At 68.2% G+C, this 21,029-nt stretch carries 15 protein-coding genes; 9 read left to right on the forward strand and 6 right to left on the reverse strand.

Annotated features, from left to right (window positions below; all coding sequences use genetic code 11):
- Positions 1–121: 121 nt before the first annotated feature.
- Entirely contained in the window at positions 122–781 is a 660-nt protein-coding gene (locus tag FFI87_RS20140) for a YdcF family protein (RefSeq protein ID WP_138849368.1), read from the forward strand.
- 179 nt (positions 782–960) lie between these two features.
- On the opposite strand, the gene FFI87_RS34895 is transcribed toward FFI87_RS20140, so the two are convergent.
- Positions 961–1,092: a hypothetical protein gene (locus tag FFI87_RS34895; RefSeq protein ID WP_261378616.1), complete on the reverse strand. Its 132-nt coding sequence runs from the start codon at positions 1,090–1,092 to the stop codon at positions 961–963.
- 435 nt (positions 1,093–1,527) lie between these two features.
- On the opposite strand from FFI87_RS34895, the gene FFI87_RS20150 reads away from it, so the two are divergent.
- From FFI87_RS20150 to FFI87_RS20160, 3 genes are all read left to right on the forward strand, one after another.
- Complete coding sequence (locus tag FFI87_RS20150; RefSeq protein WP_138849366.1) at positions 1,528–8,628, forward strand: autotransporter-associated beta strand repeat-containing protein; 7,101 nt, start codon at positions 1,528–1,530, stop codon at positions 8,626–8,628.
- Positions 8,629–8,784: 156 nt separating this feature from the next.
- Entirely contained in the window at positions 8,785–11,007 is a 2,223-nt protein-coding gene (locus tag FFI87_RS20155) for an amylo-alpha-1,6-glucosidase (RefSeq protein ID WP_138849365.1), read from the forward strand.
- Positions 11,008–11,105: 98 nt separating this feature from the next.
- Complete coding sequence (locus tag FFI87_RS20160) at positions 11,106–11,357, forward strand: hypothetical protein (RefSeq protein ID WP_011659343.1); 252 nt, start codon at positions 11,106–11,108, stop codon at positions 11,355–11,357.
- A 493-nt stretch (positions 11,358–11,850) separates the two neighbouring features.
- Here FFI87_RS20160 and penR read toward each other — a convergent pair whose 3' ends face one another.
- Entirely contained in the window at positions 11,851–12,741 is an 891-nt protein-coding gene (penR, locus tag FFI87_RS20165; protein ID WP_138849364.1) for a beta-lactamase transcriptional regulator PenR, read from the reverse strand.
- 116 nt (positions 12,742–12,857) lie between these two features.
- Here penR and blaPEN-bcc point away from each other — a divergent pair, with 116 nt between their 5' ends.
- Positions 12,858–13,751, forward strand: coding sequence for a PEN family class A beta-lactamase, Bcc-type (blaPEN-bcc, locus tag FFI87_RS20170; protein WP_138849363.1), 894 nt, complete (start codon positions 12,858–12,860; stop codon positions 13,749–13,751).
- A 793-nt stretch (positions 13,752–14,544) separates the two neighbouring features.
- Here the strand turns inward: blaPEN-bcc and FFI87_RS20180 are convergent.
- The 4 genes from FFI87_RS20180 to FFI87_RS20195 all read right to left on the reverse strand — a co-directional run bounded on the left by FFI87_RS20180 (position 14,545) and on the right by FFI87_RS20195 (position 17,637).
- Positions 14,545–14,913: an antibiotic biosynthesis monooxygenase family protein gene (locus tag FFI87_RS20180; protein ID WP_138849361.1), complete on the reverse strand. Its 369-nt coding sequence runs from the start codon at positions 14,911–14,913 to the stop codon at positions 14,545–14,547.
- Positions 14,914–14,951: 38 nt separating this feature from the next.
- A complete protein-coding gene (locus FFI87_RS20185; RefSeq protein ID WP_138849360.1) occupies positions 14,952–15,398 on the reverse strand; it encodes a MarR family winged helix-turn-helix transcriptional regulator in 447 nt (148 codons plus the stop codon).
- Positions 15,399–15,601: 203 nt separating this feature from the next.
- Entirely contained in the window at positions 15,602–16,978 is a 1,377-nt protein-coding gene (locus FFI87_RS20190) for an ATP-binding protein (RefSeq protein WP_138849359.1), read from the reverse strand.
- Positions 16,975–17,637, reverse strand: a complete 663-nt coding sequence (locus FFI87_RS20195; protein ID WP_006753954.1) for a response regulator — start codon at positions 17,635–17,637, stop codon at positions 16,975–16,977. Before FFI87_RS20195 ends, FFI87_RS20190 begins: the two co-directional genes overlap by 4 nt.
- 225 nt (positions 17,638–17,862) lie before the next feature.
- Between FFI87_RS20195 and FFI87_RS20200 the strand changes: the two genes are divergently transcribed.
- The 4 genes from FFI87_RS20200 to FFI87_RS20215 all read left to right on the forward strand — a co-directional run bounded on the left by FFI87_RS20200 (position 17,863) and on the right by FFI87_RS20215 (position 20,884).
- Positions 17,863–18,216 carry a YgiW/YdeI family stress tolerance OB fold protein gene (locus tag FFI87_RS20200; protein ID WP_012366604.1) on the forward strand — a complete coding sequence of 118 codons (354 nt, stop codon included), beginning with the start codon at positions 17,863–17,865 and terminating at the stop codon, positions 18,214–18,216.
- A 55-nt stretch (positions 18,217–18,271) separates the two neighbouring features.
- Positions 18,272–19,132, forward strand: coding sequence for a MurR/RpiR family transcriptional regulator (locus tag FFI87_RS20205; protein ID WP_006753956.1), 861 nt, complete (start codon positions 18,272–18,274; stop codon positions 19,130–19,132).
- Positions 19,133–19,428: 296 nt separating this feature from the next.
- The gene (locus FFI87_RS20210) at positions 19,429–20,289 is read left to right on the forward strand and encodes an oxaloacetate decarboxylase (protein WP_138849358.1); all 861 of its coding nucleotides are present in this window, start codon (positions 19,429–19,431) and stop codon (positions 20,287–20,289) included.
- Between the two features lie 331 nt (positions 20,290–20,620).
- Complete coding sequence (locus tag FFI87_RS20215; RefSeq protein ID WP_012366602.1) at positions 20,621–20,884, forward strand: YodC family protein; 264 nt, start codon at positions 20,621–20,623, stop codon at positions 20,882–20,884.
- Positions 20,885–21,029 lie beyond the last annotated feature (145 nt).

Raw genomic sequence — 21,029 nt, forward strand, 5'->3', positions numbered from 1 at the left:
CGGACACGTTCGATACGTCATGCCGGCCGCGTGACCTGGACATGCGCGAGCGCGGCGTGGCAGTATGCCGGGCCGCGTGCCGGACAAGCCGGCGGCGCGTTTCTCCAGGAGTTCGACACCATTGAAGCAGCGACTCAAGCGGGGCTGCATGGCCCGGATCGGCCGTGTGCTGGCAGCGTTCACGTGCCTGTGGATCGTCGCGGCCGTCGTGCTCGTCGGCGCGGGGATGCGGATGCCGAGCGAGCCGGCGGATGTCGCGGTGATCTTCGGCAATGCACTGGATGATCGCGGCGCGCCGAAACCCGTGCTTGCCGCGCGGCTCGACGTCGGCGTGCGCTGCTATCGCGAAGGGCAATGCCCGGCGTTCCTGGTCAGCGGCGCGATCGACGGCCCGGGGCTGAACGAGGCGACCGCGATGCGCGACTATCTGGTCGCGCGCGGCGTGCCGGCCGACCGGATCGCCGTCGACGATCAAGGCGACAACACGCTCGCGACCGCGCAGCACACCCGCGCGTACCTGCAGGCGCACCGGCTGTCGCGCGTGCTGATCATCAGTCAGTACTACCACCTCGCGCGGGCGCGCCTTGCGTTCGAGCGGGTCGGCATCGCCGGCGCGAACATCTCCGCCGCATATCCGCACCACTTCCAGTTGCGCGATATCTATTCGAGCTGGCGGGAAGTGCCGGCATATGCGGTCTATGTGCTGCGTCTGTGGCTCAATCCCGATGCACGGCCCGTATCGTTCCGGCCGATGCTTTATCTGATGAGCCTGTTTTCGTAACACGGCCCCGCGCGGTGTCTGCCGCGCGTGTGCCGCGTTTCGATTTTCAGCACGGTCGCCTTTTTCGTTTCTGATTTTCTCGCTAATCACGCCGATTCACGCCGAATCCGGTGCGCTATCCCATTGATGGAATCGGTACCGCCGTCGCCGAATGATTAATGGCGATCGGGTCGCGGAATTCAAGCGGCGCTGGATTCGAAAGCGATTTGCAGGATGTTGAAAATTCGCTTTTGGTTCGGCGGATCAACGCGCTCGGCGATTTTTCCGGCCCATCGGCGTGAGCGCGGATATATCCCCAGCGCAAATTCCATTCCAAATTCTCGAGTCGCGTATCGGTGTTTCCACTGAGTGCGCGGCCCGGAACTCCTTGCCACGCCTTTGCGCGGAATTACCGGAACGCTTCAGTAGTTCTATTCTCGGCTCGCCAGCGCCAGTAAAAAGTACATATTCGATTGATCTTGATCAAATATTAAAACATCGACTGGAAAACCCTTTTTGTTTGATATAGCCTTGTCTGACAAAAGCGAGGCGGTAATCAAATCAACCAGAAAGTCGCTGCATAAAAACAGGGGGCACGGGTCATGTCATTCGGCTAGTTTTGCATTCGCAAACGAGAATCGATTAACCAGCAGTTCATCCACGAATAAACCGACGTCGTTCCGCGACTGCCGGCGGGGACGCTTTCGTCCCGGATATTCCGCCGTGGCCGGGCCGATTCAGCGGTCAAGCTGATGCCGAGGGGAAGCATGAATATTGCGCATTCGAAAAAGAGCGGCGAGTCGTTTCCGAGATTCCTGTTGCCGACCGGCGTTTTCCTCGCCTTGTCGGGTGCGGGCATCGTTTCCGCCTATGCGACCTGCTCGACGGCAGGCACGACGGTGACCTGTTCGGGTGTCGCGAATCCGCTGGCGCCGAGCTATTCGAACAGCGCGAACAACCTGAACGTCACGGTGAACCCCGGCGCGAGCGTCGGCGTGCTGCTGGGCGTGGGTGGCACTGCAATGTCGCTGACCGGCAGCAACAACACGCTGACCAACAACGGCACGATCGATCCGTCCCTGCTCGGCTCGGGCCTCGGCGTGCTGTCGAGCGGCGCGGTGGTCGGCAATGCGGCGGCGAGCACCACGACCGTGACCAACAACGGCACGATGAACGGCTCGACCGGTGTCGCGGTCAGCGGCGTGACGGGCATGGCGTTGTCGGTGCAGAACGGCACGGGCGGCACGTCGACGATCACCAACACCGGCACGATGGGCACGACCGCGCTGGCCGGCGCGACGCTCATCGGTGCGGATGCGCCCGTAGTCGCCGCGTACGGCGGCGGCACGGTCAACATGACGAACAGCGGGACGATCACCGGCCGCGTGTCGCTCGGATCGAACGGCACGCCCGGGCTGGGCAATACGTTTACAAACTCGGGCACGATCAACGGCAGCGTGTCGATGGGCGCGAACAGCACCAACACGTTCAATGCCGTGACGGGCTCGTCGGTCAACACGGCAGGCGGCACGGGCGGCGCGTTCAACATCACGGTCGGGCCGGTCACGCTCGGCGTCGCGGCGACCGGCACCGTCGACGGCGGCGCCGGCGGCGACAACACGCTGGTGCTGCAGCAAGGCGTGTCGGCCAACGGCACCATCGCGGTCAACAACTACATCAACTTCAATCATCTCGACGTCACGAGCGGCAACTGGACGATCAACGGCGCGTCGACCGCGCAGGACGCGACGCTCGCGGGCGGCGTCGCGATCATCGGCGACAACGCGTCGCTCGGCACGGGCACGATCACGGCCACCGGCGGCGCGCTGCAGGCCGGCACCGCCGGGCTCGACGTCAGCAACAACGTGAATCTCGGCGCGGGCGGGCTGACGGTGCAGGGCGCGACGGGGCTTTCGCTGTCGGGCACGGTGTCGGGCGCGGGCGCGCTGACGAAGAACGACGGCGGCATCCTGACGCTGTCGGGCGCGAACAGCTACACGGGCGGCACGAACCTGAACGCCGGCGGCCTCGTGGTCGGCAACAACGACGCGCTCGGCAGCGGTGCGCTGAACGTCAACGCGTCGGCGTCGCTCGACACGAGCACGAACGTGACGCTCGGCAACGCGGTCAATCTCGCGACGGGCGCGACGCTGGCGCTCGGCGGCAGCAACGATCTCGGCCTGGCCGGCACGATCAGCGGCGCGGGCGGGCTCGTGAAGAACGGCACGGCGACGACGACGCTGACCGGTGCGAACACGTATACCGGCGACACGACGATCAACAGCGGCACGCTGGCGCTCGGCGCGGGCGGCAGCCTCGCGTCCACGGGCACGGTCAACCTCACCGGCGCGGGTGCGACGTTCGACCTGGCCGGGGCGACGGGCGCGCAGACGATCGGTTCGCTCGCCGGGGCGGCCGGCACGAACGTGAACCTCGGCGGCAATTCGCTGACGCTCGACGGCAGCGCGAATACGACCTACGCCGGCACGATCGCCGGCACGGGCGGCTTGACGCTGTCGGGCACCGGCACGCAGGCGCTGACCGGCGCGAACGTCTATACGGGCGACACGAACCTGAACGGCGGCAACGTCGTCGTCGGCAGCAACACGGCGCTGGGCTTCGGCGCGGTCAACGTCAACGGCTCGTCGACGCTCGATGCGACCACCAACGTGTCGCTGGCGAACGGCGTCAACCTCGCCACCGGCACGACGCTCACGGTCGGCGGCAGCACCGATCTCGGGCTGAGCGGCACGATCGCCGGCGCGGGCGGGCTCGTGAAGAACGGTGCGGCGGCGCTGACGCTGACGGGCGCGAACAGTTACACGGGCGGCACGACGCTGAACGCCGGCGGCCTCGTGCTCGGCAACGACGCGGCGCTGGGCAGCGGCGCGCTGAGCGTCGGTGGCGCGGCGACGCTCGATACGACCACGAGCCTGTCGGTCGCCAACGCGATCGACATCGGCACCAGCGCGACACTGACGCTCGGCGGCAGCAACGCACTCGGGCTGAGCGGCGCGATCACAGGCGCGGGCGCGCTCGTGAAGGACGGCGCGGCGACCACGACGCTGACGGGCACGAACACCTACACGGGCGGCACGACGATCAACGCCGGCACACTGGCGATCGGCGCGGGCGGCAGCCTGTCGTCCACAGGTACGGTGAACCTGGCCAATGCGGGCGCCGCATTCGACATCGCCGCGGGCGGCGCACAGTCGATCGGCGCGCTGTCGGGCGTGGCCGGCACGAGTGTGAGCCTGGGCGCAAACGCGCTGACGCTGGGCGGGACCGCGAGCGGCACGTTCGGCGGCACGATCGGCGGCACCGGCAGCCTGACGCTGGGCGGCACCGGCACGCAGACGCTAAACGGCGTGAATACCTATACAGGGGGCACGAACCTGGACAGCGGCAGCCTCGTGCTCGGCAACAACGCGGCGCTCGGCACTGGCGCGTTGAATGTCGGCGGCGCGGCGACGCTCGATACGAACGCGAGCCTGTCGGTCGCCAACGCGATCGATATCGGCACGGGCGCGACGCTGACGCTTGGCGGCAGCAACGCACTCGGGCTGAGCGGTGTGATCTCCGGGTCCGGCGCGCTCGTGAAGGACGGCACGGCGACGACCACGCTGACGGGGACGAATACCTATACCGGCGGCACCACGATCAACGCGGGCACGCTCGCGGTCGGCGCGGGCGGCAGCTTCGCATCGACCGGCACGATGAATCTCGCGAGCGCGGGCGCGACGCTCGATTTGAGCGGTGCGTCCGGTGGGCAGTCGCTCGGCGCGCTGTCCGGCGTCGCGGGGACGAACATCGATCTGGGCGGCAACGCGCTGACGCTGGGCGGGACCGCAAGCGGCACCTTCGGCGGCGCGATCGGCGGCACCGGCAGCCTGACGCTGGCCGGCACCGGCACGCAGACGCTGAACGGCGCGAGCACCTATTCGGGCGGCACGAACCTGATCAGCGGCGGCCTCGTGCTCGGCAACAACGCGGCGCTCGGCACCGGCGCATTGAATGTCGGCGGCGCGGCGATGCTCGATACGAACGCGAGCCTGTCGGTCGCCAACGCGATCGATATCGGCACGGGCGCGACGCTCACGCTCGGCGGCACCAACGCACTCGGGCTGAGCGGTGTGATCTCCGGGTCCGGCGCGCTCGTGAAGGACGGCACGGCGACGACCACGCTGACGGGGACGAATACCTATACCGGCGGCACCACGATCAACGCGGGCACGCTCGCGGTCGGCGCGGGCGGCAGCCTCGCTGCGACCGGCACGATGAATCTCGCGGGTGCAGGCGCGACCCTCGACCTGAGCGGCGCGTCGGGCGGGCAGACGTTCGGTGCGCTGTCGGGCGTGGCCGGCACCAATGTGAGCCTGGGTGCGAATGCGTTGACGCTGGGCGGCACCGCGAGCGGCACGTTCGGCGGCACGATCGGCGGCAGCGGCAGCCTGACGCTCGCGGGCACCGGTACGCAAACGCTGTCCGGCGCGAACACCTACACGGGCGGCACGACGATCAGCGGCGGCAGCACGCTCGCGCTCGGCGCGGGCGGCAGTCTCGCGTCGACGGGCACGGTGAATCTGGCTGGCGCGGGCGCGACGTTCGACCTGGGCGGTGCGTCGGGCGCGCAGACGATCGGCGCGCTGACCGGCGCGACCGGCTCGACCGTGAACCTCGGCGCGAATGCGCTGACGCTGAGCGGCAGCGGCAACAACACGTTCGGCGGCGCGATCGGCGGCACCGGCAGTCTGACGCTGGCCGGCGCCGGCACGCAGACGCTCACAGGCGCGAACACCTATACCGGCGGCACGACGATCAATGGCGGCAGCACGCTTGCGCTCGTTTCGGGCGGCAGCCTTGCATCGACCGGCTCGGTGAATTTGGCCGGCACGGGCGCGACATTCGACGTGAGCGGTGCGGCGGGCGCCGAGACGATCGGCGCGCTGTCGGGCGCGGCCGGCACGACGGTGAATCTCGGCGCGAATGCGCTGACGCTGAACGGCAGCGGCGCCAGTACGTTCGGCGGGACGATCGGCGGCACCGGCGCCGTGACGGTCGCGGGCACCGGCACACAGACGCTCACGGGCGCGAACACGTACACCGGCGGCACGACGATCAACGGCGGCAGCACGCTTGCGCTCGGTTCGGGCGGCAGCCTCGCATCGGGCAGCACGGTGAACCTCGCCGGCACCGGCGCGACGTTCGATCTGAGCGGTGCGTCGGGCACGCAGACGCTCGGCACGCTGACCGGCACGGCCGGCTCGAACGTGAACCTCGGCGCGAACGCGCTGACGCTGAACGGCAGCGGCAACGGCACGTTCGGCGGCGCGATCGGCGGCACCGGCGGCCTGATGCTCGCGGGCACCGGCACGCAGACGCTCACAGGCGCGAACACGTACACCGGCGGCACGACGATCAACGGCGGCAGCACGCTTGCGGTGGGTTCTGGCGGCAGTCTCGCATCGACCGGCTCGGTGAATCTCGCCGGCTCGGGCGCGACGTTCGACGTGAGCGGCGCAGCGGGCGCCGAGACGATCGGCGCGCTGTCGGGCGTGGCCGGCACGAACGTGAACCTCGGCGCGAACGCGCTGACGCTGAACGGCAGCGGCGCCAGCACGTTCGGCGGGGTCATCGGCGGCACCGGCGCCGTGACGGTCGCGGGCACCGGCACGCAGACGCTGACGGGCGCGAACACGTACACCGGCGGCACGACGATCAACGGCAGCAGCACGCTCGCGCTCGGTTCGGGCGGCAGCCTCGCGTCGACGGGCGCCGTGAACCTCGCCGGCACCGGCGCGACGTTCGACGTGAGCGGCGCAGCGGGCACGCAGACGATCGGCACGCTGTTCGGGGCGGCCGGCAGCACCGTGAACCTCGGCGCGAACGCGCTGGCGCTGAACGGCAGCACCAACGGCACGTTCGACGGCGTCATCGGCGGCACGGGCGGCGTGACGGTCGCGGGCACCGGCGTCCAGACGCTGGCCGGCAGCAACACGTACACGGGCGGCACGACGATCGCGTCGGGCGGCACGCTGCAGCTCGGCAACGGCGGCACGTCGGGCAGCGTGGTCGGCAATGTCGTCGACAACGGCGCGCTGATCGTCAACCAGTCCGGCAGCGTGACGCTCGCGAACGTGCTGTCCGGCACCGGTTCGCTGACCCAGGCCGGCAGCGGAGCTCTGACGCTGACGGGCACCAACACGCTGAGCGGCCCGACGACCGTCGCCGCCGGCACGCTCGACGTCGCCGGTTCGCTCGCCCAGTCGGCCGTGACCGTGCAGAACGGCGCGACGCTGACGGGCACCGGCACGGTCGGCGGCGTCGTGGTCCAGAGCGGCGGGATCGCGGCCGCGTCGCAACCGGGCGCCGCGCTGAACGTCGCCGGCAACGTCACGTTCCAGCCGGGCTCGACGCTGCAGGTCGCGGTCACGCCGCAGCAAAGCGGCAGCATTGCCGCGGGCGGCACGGCGACGCTGAACGGCGGCACCGTGCAGGTGCTCGCGAACCAGGCCAGCTTCCAGCCGAGCACGACGTACACGATCCTCAGCGCATCGTCGGGCGTGCAGGGCGCGTTCAGCCAGGTGAATTCGAACTACGCGTTCCTGATGCCGACGCTCAGCTACGATCCGAACCACGTGTACCTGCGGCTCGTGACGAACGGCACGGCGCTGCCCGATGTCGCGACGACGCCGAACCAGCGCTCGGTCGCGACCGCGATCGGTGCGCTCGGCGCGGGCAACACGCTGTACGACAAGGTGCTGACGACCGATGCGGCCACCGCGCGCCAGGCCTACTCGGTGCTGGACGGCGAACTGCAGGCGAGCCTGAAGAGCATGCTGCTGCTCGACAGTCGTTACGTGCGCGATGCCGTGACCGATCGCGTGCGCCAGGGCCTCGCGCCCGGATCGGGGCCGCTCGCGGCGCTGTCGTCCGGCGGGGCCGCGCTGTGCGGCGACAACACGGCCGGCGTGACCGATCCGACGCTCGCGCCGGAGCGCCGGATCGGCTCGCGCGAGGGCTGCTATGGCGGCACGCCTTACCAGCCGGTGGTCTGGGGGCAGGCGTTCGGCGGCCGCAGCCGGCTCGCGGGCGACGGCAACGCGTCGACGATCAACCGCAGCATGACCGGCTTCATCGCCGGTGCCGACATGGCGCTCAACGACAAGTGGCGTGCCGGTCTGGCCGCGGGCGTCACGCACAGCTCGCTCGACAACGACCAGAGTTCGTCGGCGGCGGTCAACAGCTACTACCTGTCGCTGTACGGCGGTGCGCAGTACGGCGCGCTCGGCGTGCGCGGCGGCGCGTCGTACACGTGGTACCGGATCAACACCGACCGCTATCCGGGCTTCGCGGGCTTCTCGGATCACGATTCGGCCGGCTACAACGCGCATTCGGCGCAGGTGTTCGGCGAAGTCGGCTACGCGCTGCCGCTCGGGCCGGTCGCGCTCGAACCGTTCGCGGGTCTGGCCTACGTGAACCTGCATACCGACGGCTATACCGAAAGCGGCGGTGCAGCGGCGCTGCAGGCCGGCGGCCAGACGACCCACATCGGGTTCTCGACGCTCGGCCTGCGCGCCGCGTCGCAGCTCGGCTCGATCGCGAGCGGCACGTTCACCGCACGCGGCACGGTCGGCTGGCGGCATGCGTTCGGCAACGTGCGGCCGTCGTCGGCGTTCACGTTCGCGAACGGCGGCACGTCGTTCCAGGTGTCGGGCGTGCCGATTGCTCGCGACAGCGCGGTGCTCGAGGCCGGCATCGACGCGAACATCACGAAGCGCCTGACGCTCGGCCTCACGTTCAGCGGCCAGTACGGCAGCGGCGTGCGCGACAACGCGGTGCTCGGCAACATTCTGTGGAAGTTCTGACCGGCGCGTGACATGCCTGTGCGCGACGCCATGCGGCGACGGTAACGTCGCATGGCGCCGCGTCTTTTTCGTCGCTGCGCGCTTTCCCCGTTCTGGCCTATCCTGTGCGAAACACGCGACGCGCGCCGCGCGTTGCGCCTCGACACAGGAGCATCGATGCCGAATCACGCCGAAGCCACCACGACGCAGGCGCCGCAAGTCGCGCCGCTTCCTCCGACCCAAGCGTCCGGCCCCGCATTCATCGCGCCCGAAGCCGATCCGCAGGCGCTCGCGCGCAACAACCAGTACGTGCTCAAATCCGGCGACGCGTTCGTGGTCGGCGACGCGCTCGGCGACATCAGCGGGCGCGACGACGGCCTGTACGTCGACGACATGCGCGTGCTGTCGACCTGGCGCCTGACCTTCGGCGGCCGCGCGCCGTCGCTGCTGTCGGGCGCGACGAGCGCGGACAACGCGTCGTTTACCGCGCACCTGACGAACCGCCCGCTGCCGCCGCTCGGCGGCAAGGAGACGCCCGAAGGCGTGATCCACATCGAACGCACGCGCGTGCTCGCGGGCGACGTGCTGTACGAAGCGCTGACGCTGACGAACTACGGCGCGAGCGAGGCCGAAGTGCCGCTGTCGCTGTCGTTCGCGGCGGATTTCAAGGACATGTTCGAAGTGCGCGGCACGCAGCGCCCGAAGCGCGGCACGGTGGCCGCGCCGCGCGTCGACGCAGGTGCGGTGCGGCTGCGCTACGACGGCCTCGACAAAGTCGAGCGCAACGTGACCGTGCATTTCTCGCCGGCGCCCGACGCGCTGTCGGTCGATCGTGCCGACTACACGCTGACGATCGCCGCGCAGGCATGCGTGTCGATCTACCTGACCGTCGATGCGACGCTCGATCCGGCGCACCACGGCGCGGACCCGGGATGCGGGCGTGTCGCGCTGCGCACCGCGCTCGTCGGCGTGCATCGCGAGATGCGTTCGCGACGCGAGTCGATGGCGCGCGTGCACACCGGCAATCCGCTGTTCGACGCGTGGCTCGACCGGTCGCTCGCGGATCTCGGGCTGCTCACGACGCAGCTCGACACCGGGCCGTATCCGTATGCGGGCATTCCGTGGTTCTCGACCCCGTTCGGCCGCGACGCGGTGATCACGTCGCTGCAGATGCTGTGGCTGCAACCGTCGCTCGCGCGCGGCGTGCTGCGCTTTCTCGCCGCGCATCAGGCGCGCGAGACCTCCGCGTTCCGCGACGCCGAGCCCGGCAAGATCATGCACGAGTTCCGCCGCAGCGAGATGGCCGCGACGGGCGAGGTGCCGTTCGCGCTGTATTACGGCGGCGTCGACACGACCCCGCTGTTCATCGTGCTCGCGGGCGCGTACGTCGAACACACCGGCGACGATGCGCTGATCGACGAGCTGTGGCCCGCGCTCGAGCGTGCCGCGCAATGGGTGATCGACAAGTGCGACCGCAATCCGTACGGGCTGCTCGACTACCAGCGCACGTCGGAGCGCGGCCTCGCGAACCAGGGCTGGAAGGACAGTCACGACTCGGTGTTCCACGCGGACGGCCGCTTCCCGGACGGCCCGATCGCGCTCGTCGAAGTGCAGGCGTATGCGTGCGCGGCGCTCGAGGCGATGTCGATGTGCTCGCGCCGGCGCGGCCACGCGGCCGATGCGACGCGCTATGCGCTGCGCGCGAGGGCGCTGCGCGACCAGGTCGACGCGCTGTTCTGGATGCCGGACAACCAGTTCTACGGGATCGCGCTCGACGGTCACGGCGATCTGTGCCGCGTGCTCGCGTCGAACGCGGGCCAGCTGCTCGCGTTCGGGCTGCCCGACGCGCAGCGCGGCGCGGCGGTCGCGAGCGTGCTCGGCTCGACGCTGTTCCAGACGGGCTGGGGCATCCGGACGCTCGCGGCCGGCCAGCCGCGCTTCAACCCGATGGCTTATCACAACGGGTCGGTGTGGCCGCACGACAATGCGCTGATCGCGCGCGGGCTCGCGCGCTACGGCGACAAGACGGCCGCGGTGAACCTGCTGCGCGCGTTGTTCGAGGCGGCCGTCAGCTTCGAGATGCGGCTGCCGGAGCTGTTCTGCGGGTTCCCGCGCCGGCGCGGCGAACCGCCGACGGCCTATCCGGTCGCGTGCCTGCCGCAGGCGTGGGCGGCCGGTGCGCCGTTCATGATGCTGCAGGCGTGTCTGGGTGTGAGCGTCGACGCGGCGCGCCACGAGGTGCGGGTCGAGCGCCCGACGCTGCCCGAAGGCGTCGACTGGCTGCGCATCGACGATCTGCGCGTCGGCGACGAAACCGTCTCGCTGACGTTCCGTCGCGTCGACGGCCAGGTGGTCGCGGCGGCGCAGCCGGGTCGCGTGAAGGTGGTCGCGCTGCTGTAGCGCTGGCGCGCGCGAAGGTTGCGCGATGTCGCGCCACGTTCGCGCGCAGCGGCATAGAATCGTGACATGACCCTTGAACGATGGCGGAGGCAATGACGATGACGACCGACAATCGGCCCGACGACGGCGAGCAGAAGCTCGAGAATCTGGAAGCGGCGGTCGACCACCTGCACAAGTCGATCGAGTCGCAGAGCATCGCGGCGGGGGCGGCGAAGGGCATTCTGTTCAGCCTGATCGAAACGCTCGGCGCGCTGATCGGCGATCCCGACCTGCCCGAACATGCGCGCTCGGGCTACGAGGCGCTGCGCGACAAGGCGAGCGAATTGCGCAGCGGGCTCGACCGGCACTGACGAACCGGCAGCACCGGCGCCGGCCGCTCCCGCGCCGGTGCTGCCCAATCCTGCGCGGCGCGCACAAAACCCCGTGCGCTCAATGAGTTAGCCATCTGGTGCGCAGGATATCCACAAGCTTGCCAACACAATCTGTGGAGAACCCGGCCAGCCCCGATCCGGACGCGCAGCACACGCGGCGAGATCGCAAACGATGCCGCGTCGTTGACCTGCCGGGCCCGATCTACTGAATCCCCTTTTGTATCAGGATGTTACGTGTCACATCGGGGGAATATCCACAGGCTTGCCAACAAAATCTGTGGATAAGTCTCACCTGATTGCTTCCTGATGGTTGACGATCCCGCGTGCGGCGGCCGGTGCGTCGAACCCCATGCGCACGGGCTGCCCGATGTGTGCATCGATGCCGTAAATCGTGCACGATCAACGAGTTAGGCCCCGGGTACCCAGGATATCCACATCCTTGCCAACAAAATCTGTGGACAAGCCCGGCCCGTCATCCGACCGGTGCCGCGCCGGCCGCTTCCGCGACGATCCAGTCGCGAAACAGCGTCATCGCCGGCGTGAGCGGCTTCGACTTCAGCGACGTGAGCCAGTAGCCGCCCGCGCGCACGTCGATGTCGAGCGGCCGCGCGAGCAGGCCCAGCTGCAGTTCGCGCGCGAACATGCAGGCCGGCGCGAGCGCGATGCCCGCGCCTTGCATCGCCGCCTCGACCATCAGCCGCGACGAATCGAACACCGGCCCGTTGACCGACCACGGTTCGAGCTGCGCGGCGTCGAACCAGCCGAGCCATTCGTCGGTGCGGTACGAGCGCAGCAGCGTTTCGTTTGCGAGATCGGCCGGCGCCGCGAGGCGCCGCGCGATCTCCGGCGCGCACAGCGCGGTGAGCGGCGCGTCGAGCAGCCGCTCGTTGCGCGTCGCCGGCCAGTTGCCTTCACCGAAGCGGATCGCGAAATCGAGGCCCTCGGCCGCGAGGTCGACGACGTTGTTGTTGGTCCGCAGCCGCAGCTCGACGAACGGGTGCGTGTCGCCGAAGCGCTTCAACCGTGGCATTAGCCAGCCTATGGCAAAGGTGCCGACCGCGCCGAGTGTCAGCACCTCGTGGAAGCGCCCGCCGTCGAACTGCTTGAGCACGGTTTCGATCCGGCTGAATGCGTCGCTGAGCACCGGCAGCAGCGCGCGTCCTTCGTCGGTGAGCCCGAGGCCGCGCGGCAGCCGGGTGAACAGCGCGCAGCCGAGCCGCTCCTCCAGCGAGCGCACCTGCTGGCTCACGGCCGCCTGCGTCACGCTCAGCTCGAGGCCGGCGCGCGTGAAATTCAGGTGGCGCGCCGACGATTCGAACGCGCGCAACGCATTCAGTGGAAGGTGAGGGCGGAGCTTAGTCATAAGAATTTCTTTTGGCAGCGCTCAATTATCGTTGCTTGTCAGGCAACCGTAAAGTCACGATAGTGCTGTCTCGCCGGCCGGCCGTTTTGCATCCATTCCACCACGAGAGACCTGACATGACCTACTCATCGCAACGTCGAACTTTGTTGCTGGCCGCCGCGACGGCGCCGCTCGTCCTGACCGTCACCGCATGTGCGTCGTCGCCGGCCGCCGGGCAGGACGTTTCGTCCGCGACGTCGTTCGCCGCGCTCGAGCACGCGGCCGGCGGCCGTCTCGGCGTGTGCGCGATCGACTCTGCGAGCGGCCGGCGCGCGCAGCATCGCGCGGACGAGCGCTTCCCGTTCTGCAGCACGTTCAAGGCGATGCTGGGCGCGGCGGTGCTCGCGCACAGCGTCGATCGTCCGGGGTTGCTGCAGCAGCGCGTGAGCTACGGGCCGTCCGATCTCGTCAACTACTCGCCGGTGTCGGGCAAGCATGTCGGCACGGGGATGACCGTCGCCGAGTTGTGCGAGGCGGCGATCCAGTACAGCGACAACTCGGCCGCGAATCTCGCGATGAAGCTGATCGGCGGCCCGTCGGCGGTGACCGCGTATGCGCGCTCGATCGGCGACGACGCGTTCCGGCTCGATCGCTGGGAGACCGAACTGAATACGGCGTTGCCGGGCGACCCGCGCGACACGACGACGCCGGCCGCGATGGCCGCGAGCATGCGCGTGCTCACGCTCGGCGACGCGCTGCCGTCCGCGCAGCGTGCGCAGTTCGTTGCATGGCTGCGCGGCAACAAGGTCGGCGACAAGCGGATTCGCGCGGGCGTGCCGGCCGGCTCGCAGGTGGGCGACAAGACCGGCACCGGCGACTACGGGACGACGAACGATGCGGGCGTGATCTGGCTGCCGTCGCGCGCGCCGATCGTGCTCGCCGTGTACTACACGCAGACGCGTGCCGATGCGAAGCCGAAGGACGACGTGATCGCGGCCGCCGCACGGATCGCGGTCGCGACGCTCGCTTGAGCAGCGGGCGGCGCGGCATGCGTGATCGATCGATGGATGAATGAATGACGCGACGGAGGCGCGCGCCGTGCCGCAGTCGTGATCGGCATGGCGAAACGTTGCGCGATCAACGACTTAGATCACGCATGCTCAGGATATCCACATGCTTGCCAACAAAAATTGTGGACAAGCGCGCCATCGGTCGTGTTCATCGCGCGCCGACGGCCGTGATCGCATGCGGCGGGCGTTGTGCCGGCCTGCCTGCACGGTTCGAAGCGGCGCGGACAAAACCTTTCGGATCAAGCGCTTGTGCATGGTATGCGCAGGCTATCCACACGCTTGCCAACAAAATCTGTGGACAAGCGGCGTGGCGCGCGTGAGAGGAGGCGCTTAGCATCACGTGACGACACGCGAGCGGGGTTTTGCTGGTCGACGGTCGCCTTTCGCCCGCCGTGTGCCGCATTCGAAGCGGCGCGGACAAAGCCTTTCGGATCAAGCGCTTGATCGCGCTATGCGCAGGCTATCCACATGCTTGCCAACAAAATCTGTGGGTAAGTGACGGACGACACGCGTCGCGCGTCGCGCATCGCCGGCGCGCCGACGTGGCATCGTGACGCGATGTGCGGCGAACCGGCGCATCTGACGGCCCATTGCGTGCCGCGTCTGCATCACGCGTGCCAAAGTCCGTCGGATCAAGGGCTTAGCGTTGTGGTGCGCAGGATATCCACAAGCTTGCCAACATTTTCTGTGGAGAACTTCGCGATCGCGATCGGGGCGCACCGCGCAGCGTGCCAACCGTAGTCGGCGCGCCGGCTCACGCAGTACAAATGCCCGCCACGGCGACCTTCTGAAACAAATGCGGGCTCGCGACGGCGGACGACGGATAGGCCGACAGCTTCGCGACGAACTCGGGATGCGTGAAGGCCGCGCGGAACGCGGCGGTCGACTCCCAGATCGCCTGGTTGAAGTAGGTCGGGCTGTCGCCGAGCGCGCGATGCAGCTGCGTCGAAATGAATCCCGGCTGCCGTTTCATGAACGCGGCGTCGTCCTTCCACACGGCCAGGAAGTCGGCTTCATCGGCCGGATCCAGCGTGAAGACGTTGAGGAGGACGACGGGTTCGGCGTCGATGACGAGCTGTTGCTGGATCGGAAAGCCCGGATCCGTCGGTTTGAAATGTGACATGGGCACGCCTTCCTGAAGGTGGTGAGCCAACGATGCGATCACGCATGCCCATCGGGCGCATGAGCGGCGGACATCGTCGATAGAACGCGAATCGCCGCATCGAGATCCGTCGAACTGAACTGGCCGGCGATGCCGCGGACATGCTGTTGCCAGTGCTCGACCACCGCCTGATAGGCCGCGGCACCGCGCGGGGTCAGCGCATACAGCGGCGAGCGCTTGTGCGTCGGGTTCGGCAGCGGTTGCACGAGTCCTTCTTCGGTCAGCACGTTGACCTGCTTCAGCACGGCCTGCCGCGTGATGCCCATCGCGTCGGCGATCTGCGGGATGTTGGGGGCGTCCGGCGCCATCGAGATGGCGCCCAGCACTTGCCAGCGCGCGCTGGTCAGGCCGTGCGGCGCGGCAAAGGCATTGCCCCATTCGATCAGCAGGCCGTTCAGCCGGAACACGGACAGCGCGACGGCGGTCAACTTGGCGGGTTTCGTCATGGTCGGGATACGTGATGAATTGACAACTACTTTACGTAATGGACAACTGGTTGTCAAATTGGGCTGCAAGTTCGCCGCGGCTGGCGCATTCGCTGCGCACGACCGTCAAGTTCTTTCGTATCAATGGCTTGCTGCCGTTAGCGGCAGGTTGTCCACAAGCTTGCCAACACAATCTGTGGACAAGCTGCGGATCGGGCCGTGCGTCAGGCCGGCACGGGAAAGCGCACCGTCACGGTCAGCCCGCGCCCGCCCGGCGTCGTGCCGAGCGCGACCGTCGCGCGGTGCTGTTCGGCGATCCGCTTGACGATCGACAGCCCGAGTCCGCTGCCCGACGCCGTGACGGCCTGCGCGCCCTCGCCGCGATAGAAGCGCTCCCAGACTTCCGTGCGCTCGGCTTCCGGGATGCCGGGGCCGTCGTCGGCGACTTCGAGCACGGGCGTGGCGCCGTCGATGCGCGCGGATACGTCGACGCGTGCGCCGTCGCCCGCGTAGCGGATCGCGTTGTCGACGAGGTTATTCAGCAGTACGCGCAACGTATCGATATTGCCGGCGGCCATCACCGGCGACGACACGATCGCGCCGAGGTCGATCCGGTGCGCATCGGCGACGCGCGTGCGGTCGGCGACCACCGAGCGGCACAGCGCGGCGAGATCGACGGGCGTGGACGCGGACGCGCCCGCCTGCGCATCGGGTTCGAGACGCGCGAGCGTCAGTAGCTGCTCGGCAAGGTGGCCAAGGCGTGTCGTGCCCGCATGGATCTGCGCGAGGATCTGTTCACGTTCGTCGGAGCTCGCCGCGCGCCGCAGCAATTGCGACTGGATCGACAGCCCCATGATCGGCGTGCGCAGCTCGTGCGCGGCATCGGCGATGAAGTGGCGCTGCAGCGTGAACGAACGGTCGAGCCGCGCGAGCAGGTCGTTGATCGCTTCGGCGAGCGGCCGCACCTCATTCGGCATCGACGCGACATCGACCGGTTCCAGATTGTTCGCATTCCTGCGCTTCAGGCCCGATGCGATCGTGCGCAGCGGCCGCAGCCCCGCGCCGATGCCGAACCACAGCCCGATCGCGAGCACCGGCAGCATCGAGAACACCGGCCACAGCAAATGCACCGCGATGCCCGCGATCGCTTCCCAGCGTGCGTGGCGCGCTTGCGCGAGCCGGATCGTCGTGCCGCCGCGTTGGGTCACATAGGTGCGCCACGGCTGGCCGCCGACGTCGACGGTGCCGACGCCCGTCTGCGCGGGCGGCGGCAGCGCGGATTCGCGATCGGTCGAGTAGACCAGTGTGCCGTTGCGCCAGACCTGCAGCAGCACGGCGTCGGGATCGCTGGCCTCGAAGTCGTGCTTGCCGTCGCCATGGTCGCGAAACGACAGCTCGCCGTTCGGGCCGACGACGATCTGCTTCGACATGCTGCGCATCTGGTCGTCGAGGAGATCGTCGAGTTCGCGCAGCGCGCCCCAGTAGGTGCCCGCGCTCGCGACCAGGCCGATCACGCAAGCGGCGGGCAGCAGCCACATCAACAGGCGCCGCCGCAACGACGCACTGCGCCAGCGCTCGATCGCGTGTCGCACGCACGTCATGCGCCGTCACCGATCCGATAGCCGACGCCGCGCACCGTGCGGATCATGTCGTGGCCGAGTTTCTTGCGCAGGTTGTGGATGTGCACCTGCACCGCGTTGCTCTCGATTTCCTCGCCCCAGCTGTACAGCCGTTCCTCGAACTGTTCGCGCGAGATCACCGCGCCGGGGTCGCGCATCAGCTCGTGCAGCAGCACGAATTCCTTCGGCGACAGCGTGACTTCGTCGTCGTTGAGCCAGACCAGATGCTTGACCGGATCGAGCCGCAGCGGACCGATCGCGAGGGTCGTTTGCGCGCGCCCCGCATGGCGGCGGTTGACTGCGCGGATGCGGGCGAGCAGCTCCTCGAGCACGAACGGCTTGACGAGGTAGTCGTCGGCGCCGCTGTCGAGGCCGGCGATGCGGTCCGGCACGCCATCGCGCGCGGTGATGATGATTGCGGGCAGGGTTTCGTCGCGGCGGCGCAGCGACGCGAGCACCGACAGGCCGTCACGGTTCGGCAGCCCGAGGTCGAGCAGCAGGAGGCCATACGCGGTCGAGCGCAGCGCGAGCGACGCGGCGTCGCCGTCCTTGACCCAGTCGACCGCGAAGCCTTCCTGTTTGAGACCCTGTTCGAGACCGCTGCCGATCAGCGGATCGTCCTCGACGAGCAGTACGCGCATGGATTCGTGTCTGTTGGCGGGCACGGGTGCCCCGGGGTGTCCATCATAAGCGCAGGTGTCTTAGGCCGAGCTTAAACGGCGGTGGCGGCCGCGCTTTCGTACGCGTCTTATGCGGCCCCGTGTCGCGTCGGCACGGCCTTCAGGCTCGCTTAATCTTACGGTCCGTAATCTTGGCCCGTCGCGTTCACGGGGCGCGGCGTTCCATCAAGCAAGAGGATCGCAATCATGAAACATCTGACCAGTATCCTGGCGGTCGCGCTCGCGGTGCTGCCGGCTGCCGTTTATGCGCAATACACGGGGCCGTCCGCGCTGACGACGACCACCGTGAAGGAACTCCTCGCGAACGGCAAGGACGATCAGCACGTGCAACTGCAAGGGCGGATCGTCAAGCACGTCGGCGGCGAGGACTACGAGTTCGCCGACTCGACCGGCACGATCCGCGTCGAGATCGACCACAAGCTATGGGCGGCCGGCCAGCCCGTCAGCGACAAGAACGAAGTGAAAGTGACCGGCGAGTTCGAGCGCAAATGGTCGGGCCGTGTGAAGGTCGATGCCGACCACGTCGAAGTGCTGCGCTGACCGGTGCGCGCGGGGCCGGTGATACCATGGACGTCCGGTTCCCGTTCTCACCCAGATGGCTGCCAATTTCGATGAACTCGCGTCCCGTATCCGGGCGCAATTTTCCGAACTGAGCCCGCAATTCCAGGCGGGCGCTGCATTTTTGCTCGATCATCCCGACGAGGTCGCCACCTCGTCGATGCGCAAGGTCGCGCAGCGCGCGCAGGTTCAACCCGCGTCGCTCGTGCGGCTCGCGCAGCAATTCGGTTTCCCCGGCTGGAACGAGCTGCGCGACCTGTGCGTCGCGCGCGTGCGCACGCGTCCCGAGCCGCTCACGCAGCGTGCGCGTTCGCTCGTGCGGCCCGACGCGAAGGCGTCGCTCGCGCATGACCTGCTCGCTGCCCAGCAACACAATCTCGCCGCCACCGCCGCGCAGAACGAGCATGCGCTCGCCGACGCGGCGAAGCTGATCCGCAAGGCATCGCACGTGCACGTCGCCGGATTCCGGTCGTGCTATCCGGTCGCGTTCGGTTTCGTGTACGGCTACCGGCTGTTCCGGCCTACCGTGTCCCTGCTCAACGGCGTCGCCGGCTCGCTCGAAATGGAGTTGCGCACGATAGCGAAGCAGAGCGTGACCGTGATCGTCAGTTTCGCGCCGTATTCGGCGGAAGCGACGCGCGTGGCGCAGGCGGCGAAGGCGCAGGGCAGCAAGATCGTCGCGATCACCGACAGCGCGGTGTCGCCGATCGCGCTGCACGCGGACGCGCAATTGATCTTCACCCACGACAGCCCGTCGTTCTTTCCGTCGCTGGTCGCCGCGCATGCGATGACCGAAGCGCTGGTCGCACAGTTGCTCGCGCTCGAAGGCAGCGATGCGGTCGCGGCGCTCGAGCGCACCGAAGCGGAACTGCATGCGAAGGGCGCGTATGTCGTGTAGCTGGGGGCGCGGCTGTCACGGCGAGCGGCTCGACACGTCTGGCGTTCAGGCGTGGCCGTTCTGCGAGGCGGGCGCTAATGTCCCCTTCGGCGAACTGCCGGACTGCCGGATTGTCCGGCCGCGCAGTCGCGCATTTTCCTGACGAAGAAACGCGGTTCCTGAACGGCGGCGTGGCGTGACCGGCGGCGGACCACACACGTGAGCTTCTGACATCCACATCGACATTTCACCGCGGCGCGAACCGTCGCGGTACCGCGCGCGCCTATGCTGGTATCTCCCGTTCCAAGGAGACAGCGATGTCCGATTCCAACGTGCAGTTCCGCAACGCCGAAACCTTCCGCGCGCTGCATACGCGCGCCGGCGCCTTCATCATCCCGAACCCGTGGGATGCAGGTTCGGCCCGGTTGCTCGCGATGGCCGGCTTCGACGCGCTCGCCACCACGAGCGCCGGTTTTGCCTATTCGAGAGGGCGGCCCGACAACGCGATCGGCCGTGACGAGATGCTCGGCCACATCGCCGAGATCGTCGCGGCGGGCGGCCTGCCGGTCAGCGCCGATCTCGAGAACGGCTTCGGCGACGCGCCCGACACGGTCGCCGAGACCATCCGCCTCGCGGCCGGCGCCGGCGCGGTGGGCGGCTCGATCGAGGATGCGACCGGCCGCGCCGACGCGCCGATCTACCCGCACGACGCGGCGGTCGAGCGCATCGCGGCGGCGGGCGACGCGGCGCGCGCGCTGCCGTTTCCGTTCACGTTGACCGCGCGCTGCGAGAACTACCTGCACGGCCGGCGCGATCTCGCCGATACGATCGCGCGGCTGGTCGCGTACCGCGACGCGGGTGCCGACGTGCTGTACGCGCCGGGCCTGAGCGGCGCCGACGACATTGCGGCGGTCGCGCGCGCGGTCGGCGCACCGGTCAATGTGGTGATGGGGCTGCAGGGCGAATTGCTGAGCGTCGATGCGCTGGCGGCGCTCGGCGTGAAGCGTGTCAGCGTCGGCGGCGCACTGGCGCGGGCCGCGCTTGGCGCGTTCCTGCGCGCCGCGACGGAAATGGCGCGCGACGGCACATTTACGTTCGCGCAGGCGGCGGTGTCGGGGCGAGACCTCGATCGCTGGTTTTCGGCGCCAGATAATTCACATGTTCAATTTTTACTATGAACGCCGATAAAACGTGGGAACGTTTCCAGCTGAAAATCGATTGACTGTAATCAACCGAAATCGCGACTGATTTAACGTCGCGATGACGTCGAGAAATACATCGTTTATTCTCCGCATTCGACTGGTCGACCGAAGGCGCGCAAGCCGCGTCGGTTATGGGTGCCAGATGCCTGTCGGATGTACCGATGCCCGGTATTGTTGCGATTTTCAGACCGATAATTTTTTGGCTTCGGGAGTTGCCGGTTATTTTTAGCATTGGTAATCTGCGGCATATCCGAGGCAGCGGTCGGCAGGCCGCTGGAAAATGAATATATAAAAAATCGAGAGAGCGATGACAATCCGAGAAAATCACCGCGGCTTTCGCGTTGGCGATGTCGTGACGCTGAAAACCGGCGGCCCACGCATGACCGTCACCTATGCCGGGCCGGTCGTGTTCGACGATGCCGAGTGGCTGATCTGCCAGTGGTTCGACGAGACCGGCCACTTCCGGCAGGAAATGTTTCACCACGACACGGTGGTGGCCGAGCCGCGCGCGATTTCGGCCGGGCGCGTCCGCATGCGCATGCAGGCGTACCGCTACCGGTCGGCGGCCTGACGCCATAGCCAGCCGTATCCCGCCGTATCCCGCCGCATCCATTACGTCGCGGCGCCGCCCGCCTGTCGCCGTGCAGCGGCGGCCGCGCTGCCAGCCATATCGCGGCAACCTCGACATTTCACGTCATCCGGAAACATGCGGCGGC

The organism is Burkholderia sp. KBS0801 (assembly GCF_005937855.2).
GTDB classification, from domain to species: Bacteria; Pseudomonadota; Gammaproteobacteria; order Burkholderiales; family Burkholderiaceae; genus Burkholderia; species Burkholderia ambifaria.

Excerpts from the sequence above, each read along its gene's own strand:
- FFI87_RS34895 (WP_261378616.1), bottom strand. The coding sequence starts at position 1,092 with ATGGAATTTGCGCTGGGGATATATCCGCGCTCACGCCGATGGGCCGGA.
- FFI87_RS20150 (WP_138849366.1), top strand. The coding sequence starts at position 1,528 with ATGAATATTGCGCATTCGAAAAAGAGCGGCGAGTCGTTTCCGAGATTC.
- FFI87_RS20155 (WP_138849365.1), top strand. The coding sequence starts at position 8,785 with ATGCCGAATCACGCCGAAGCCACCACGACGCAGGCGCCGCAAGTCGCG.
- FFI87_RS20160 (WP_011659343.1), top strand. The coding sequence starts at position 11,106 with ATGACGACCGACAATCGGCCCGACGACGGCGAGCAGAAGCTCGAGAAT.
- penR (WP_138849364.1), bottom strand. The coding sequence starts at position 12,741 with ATGACTAAGCTCCGCCCTCACCTTCCACTGAATGCGTTGCGCGCGTTC.
- blaPEN-bcc (WP_138849363.1), top strand. The coding sequence starts at position 12,858 with ATGACCTACTCATCGCAACGTCGAACTTTGTTGCTGGCCGCCGCGACG.
- FFI87_RS20180 (WP_138849361.1), bottom strand. The coding sequence starts at position 14,913 with ATGTCACATTTCAAACCGACGGATCCGGGCTTTCCGATCCAGCAACAG.
- FFI87_RS20185 (WP_138849360.1), bottom strand. The coding sequence starts at position 15,398 with ATGACGAAACCCGCCAAGTTGACCGCCGTCGCGCTGTCCGTGTTCCGG.
- FFI87_RS20190 (WP_138849359.1), bottom strand. The coding sequence starts at position 16,978 with ATGACGTGCGTGCGACACGCGATCGAGCGCTGGCGCAGTGCGTCGTTG.
- FFI87_RS20195 (WP_006753954.1), bottom strand. The coding sequence starts at position 17,637 with ATGCGCGTACTGCTCGTCGAGGACGATCCGCTGATCGGCAGCGGTCTC.
- FFI87_RS20200 (WP_012366604.1), top strand. The coding sequence starts at position 17,863 with ATGAAACATCTGACCAGTATCCTGGCGGTCGCGCTCGCGGTGCTGCCG.
- FFI87_RS20205 (WP_006753956.1), top strand. The coding sequence starts at position 18,272 with ATGGCTGCCAATTTCGATGAACTCGCGTCCCGTATCCGGGCGCAATTT.
- FFI87_RS20210 (WP_138849358.1), top strand. The coding sequence starts at position 19,429 with ATGTCCGATTCCAACGTGCAGTTCCGCAACGCCGAAACCTTCCGCGCG.
- FFI87_RS20215 (WP_012366602.1), top strand. The coding sequence starts at position 20,621 with ATGACAATCCGAGAAAATCACCGCGGCTTTCGCGTTGGCGATGTCGTG.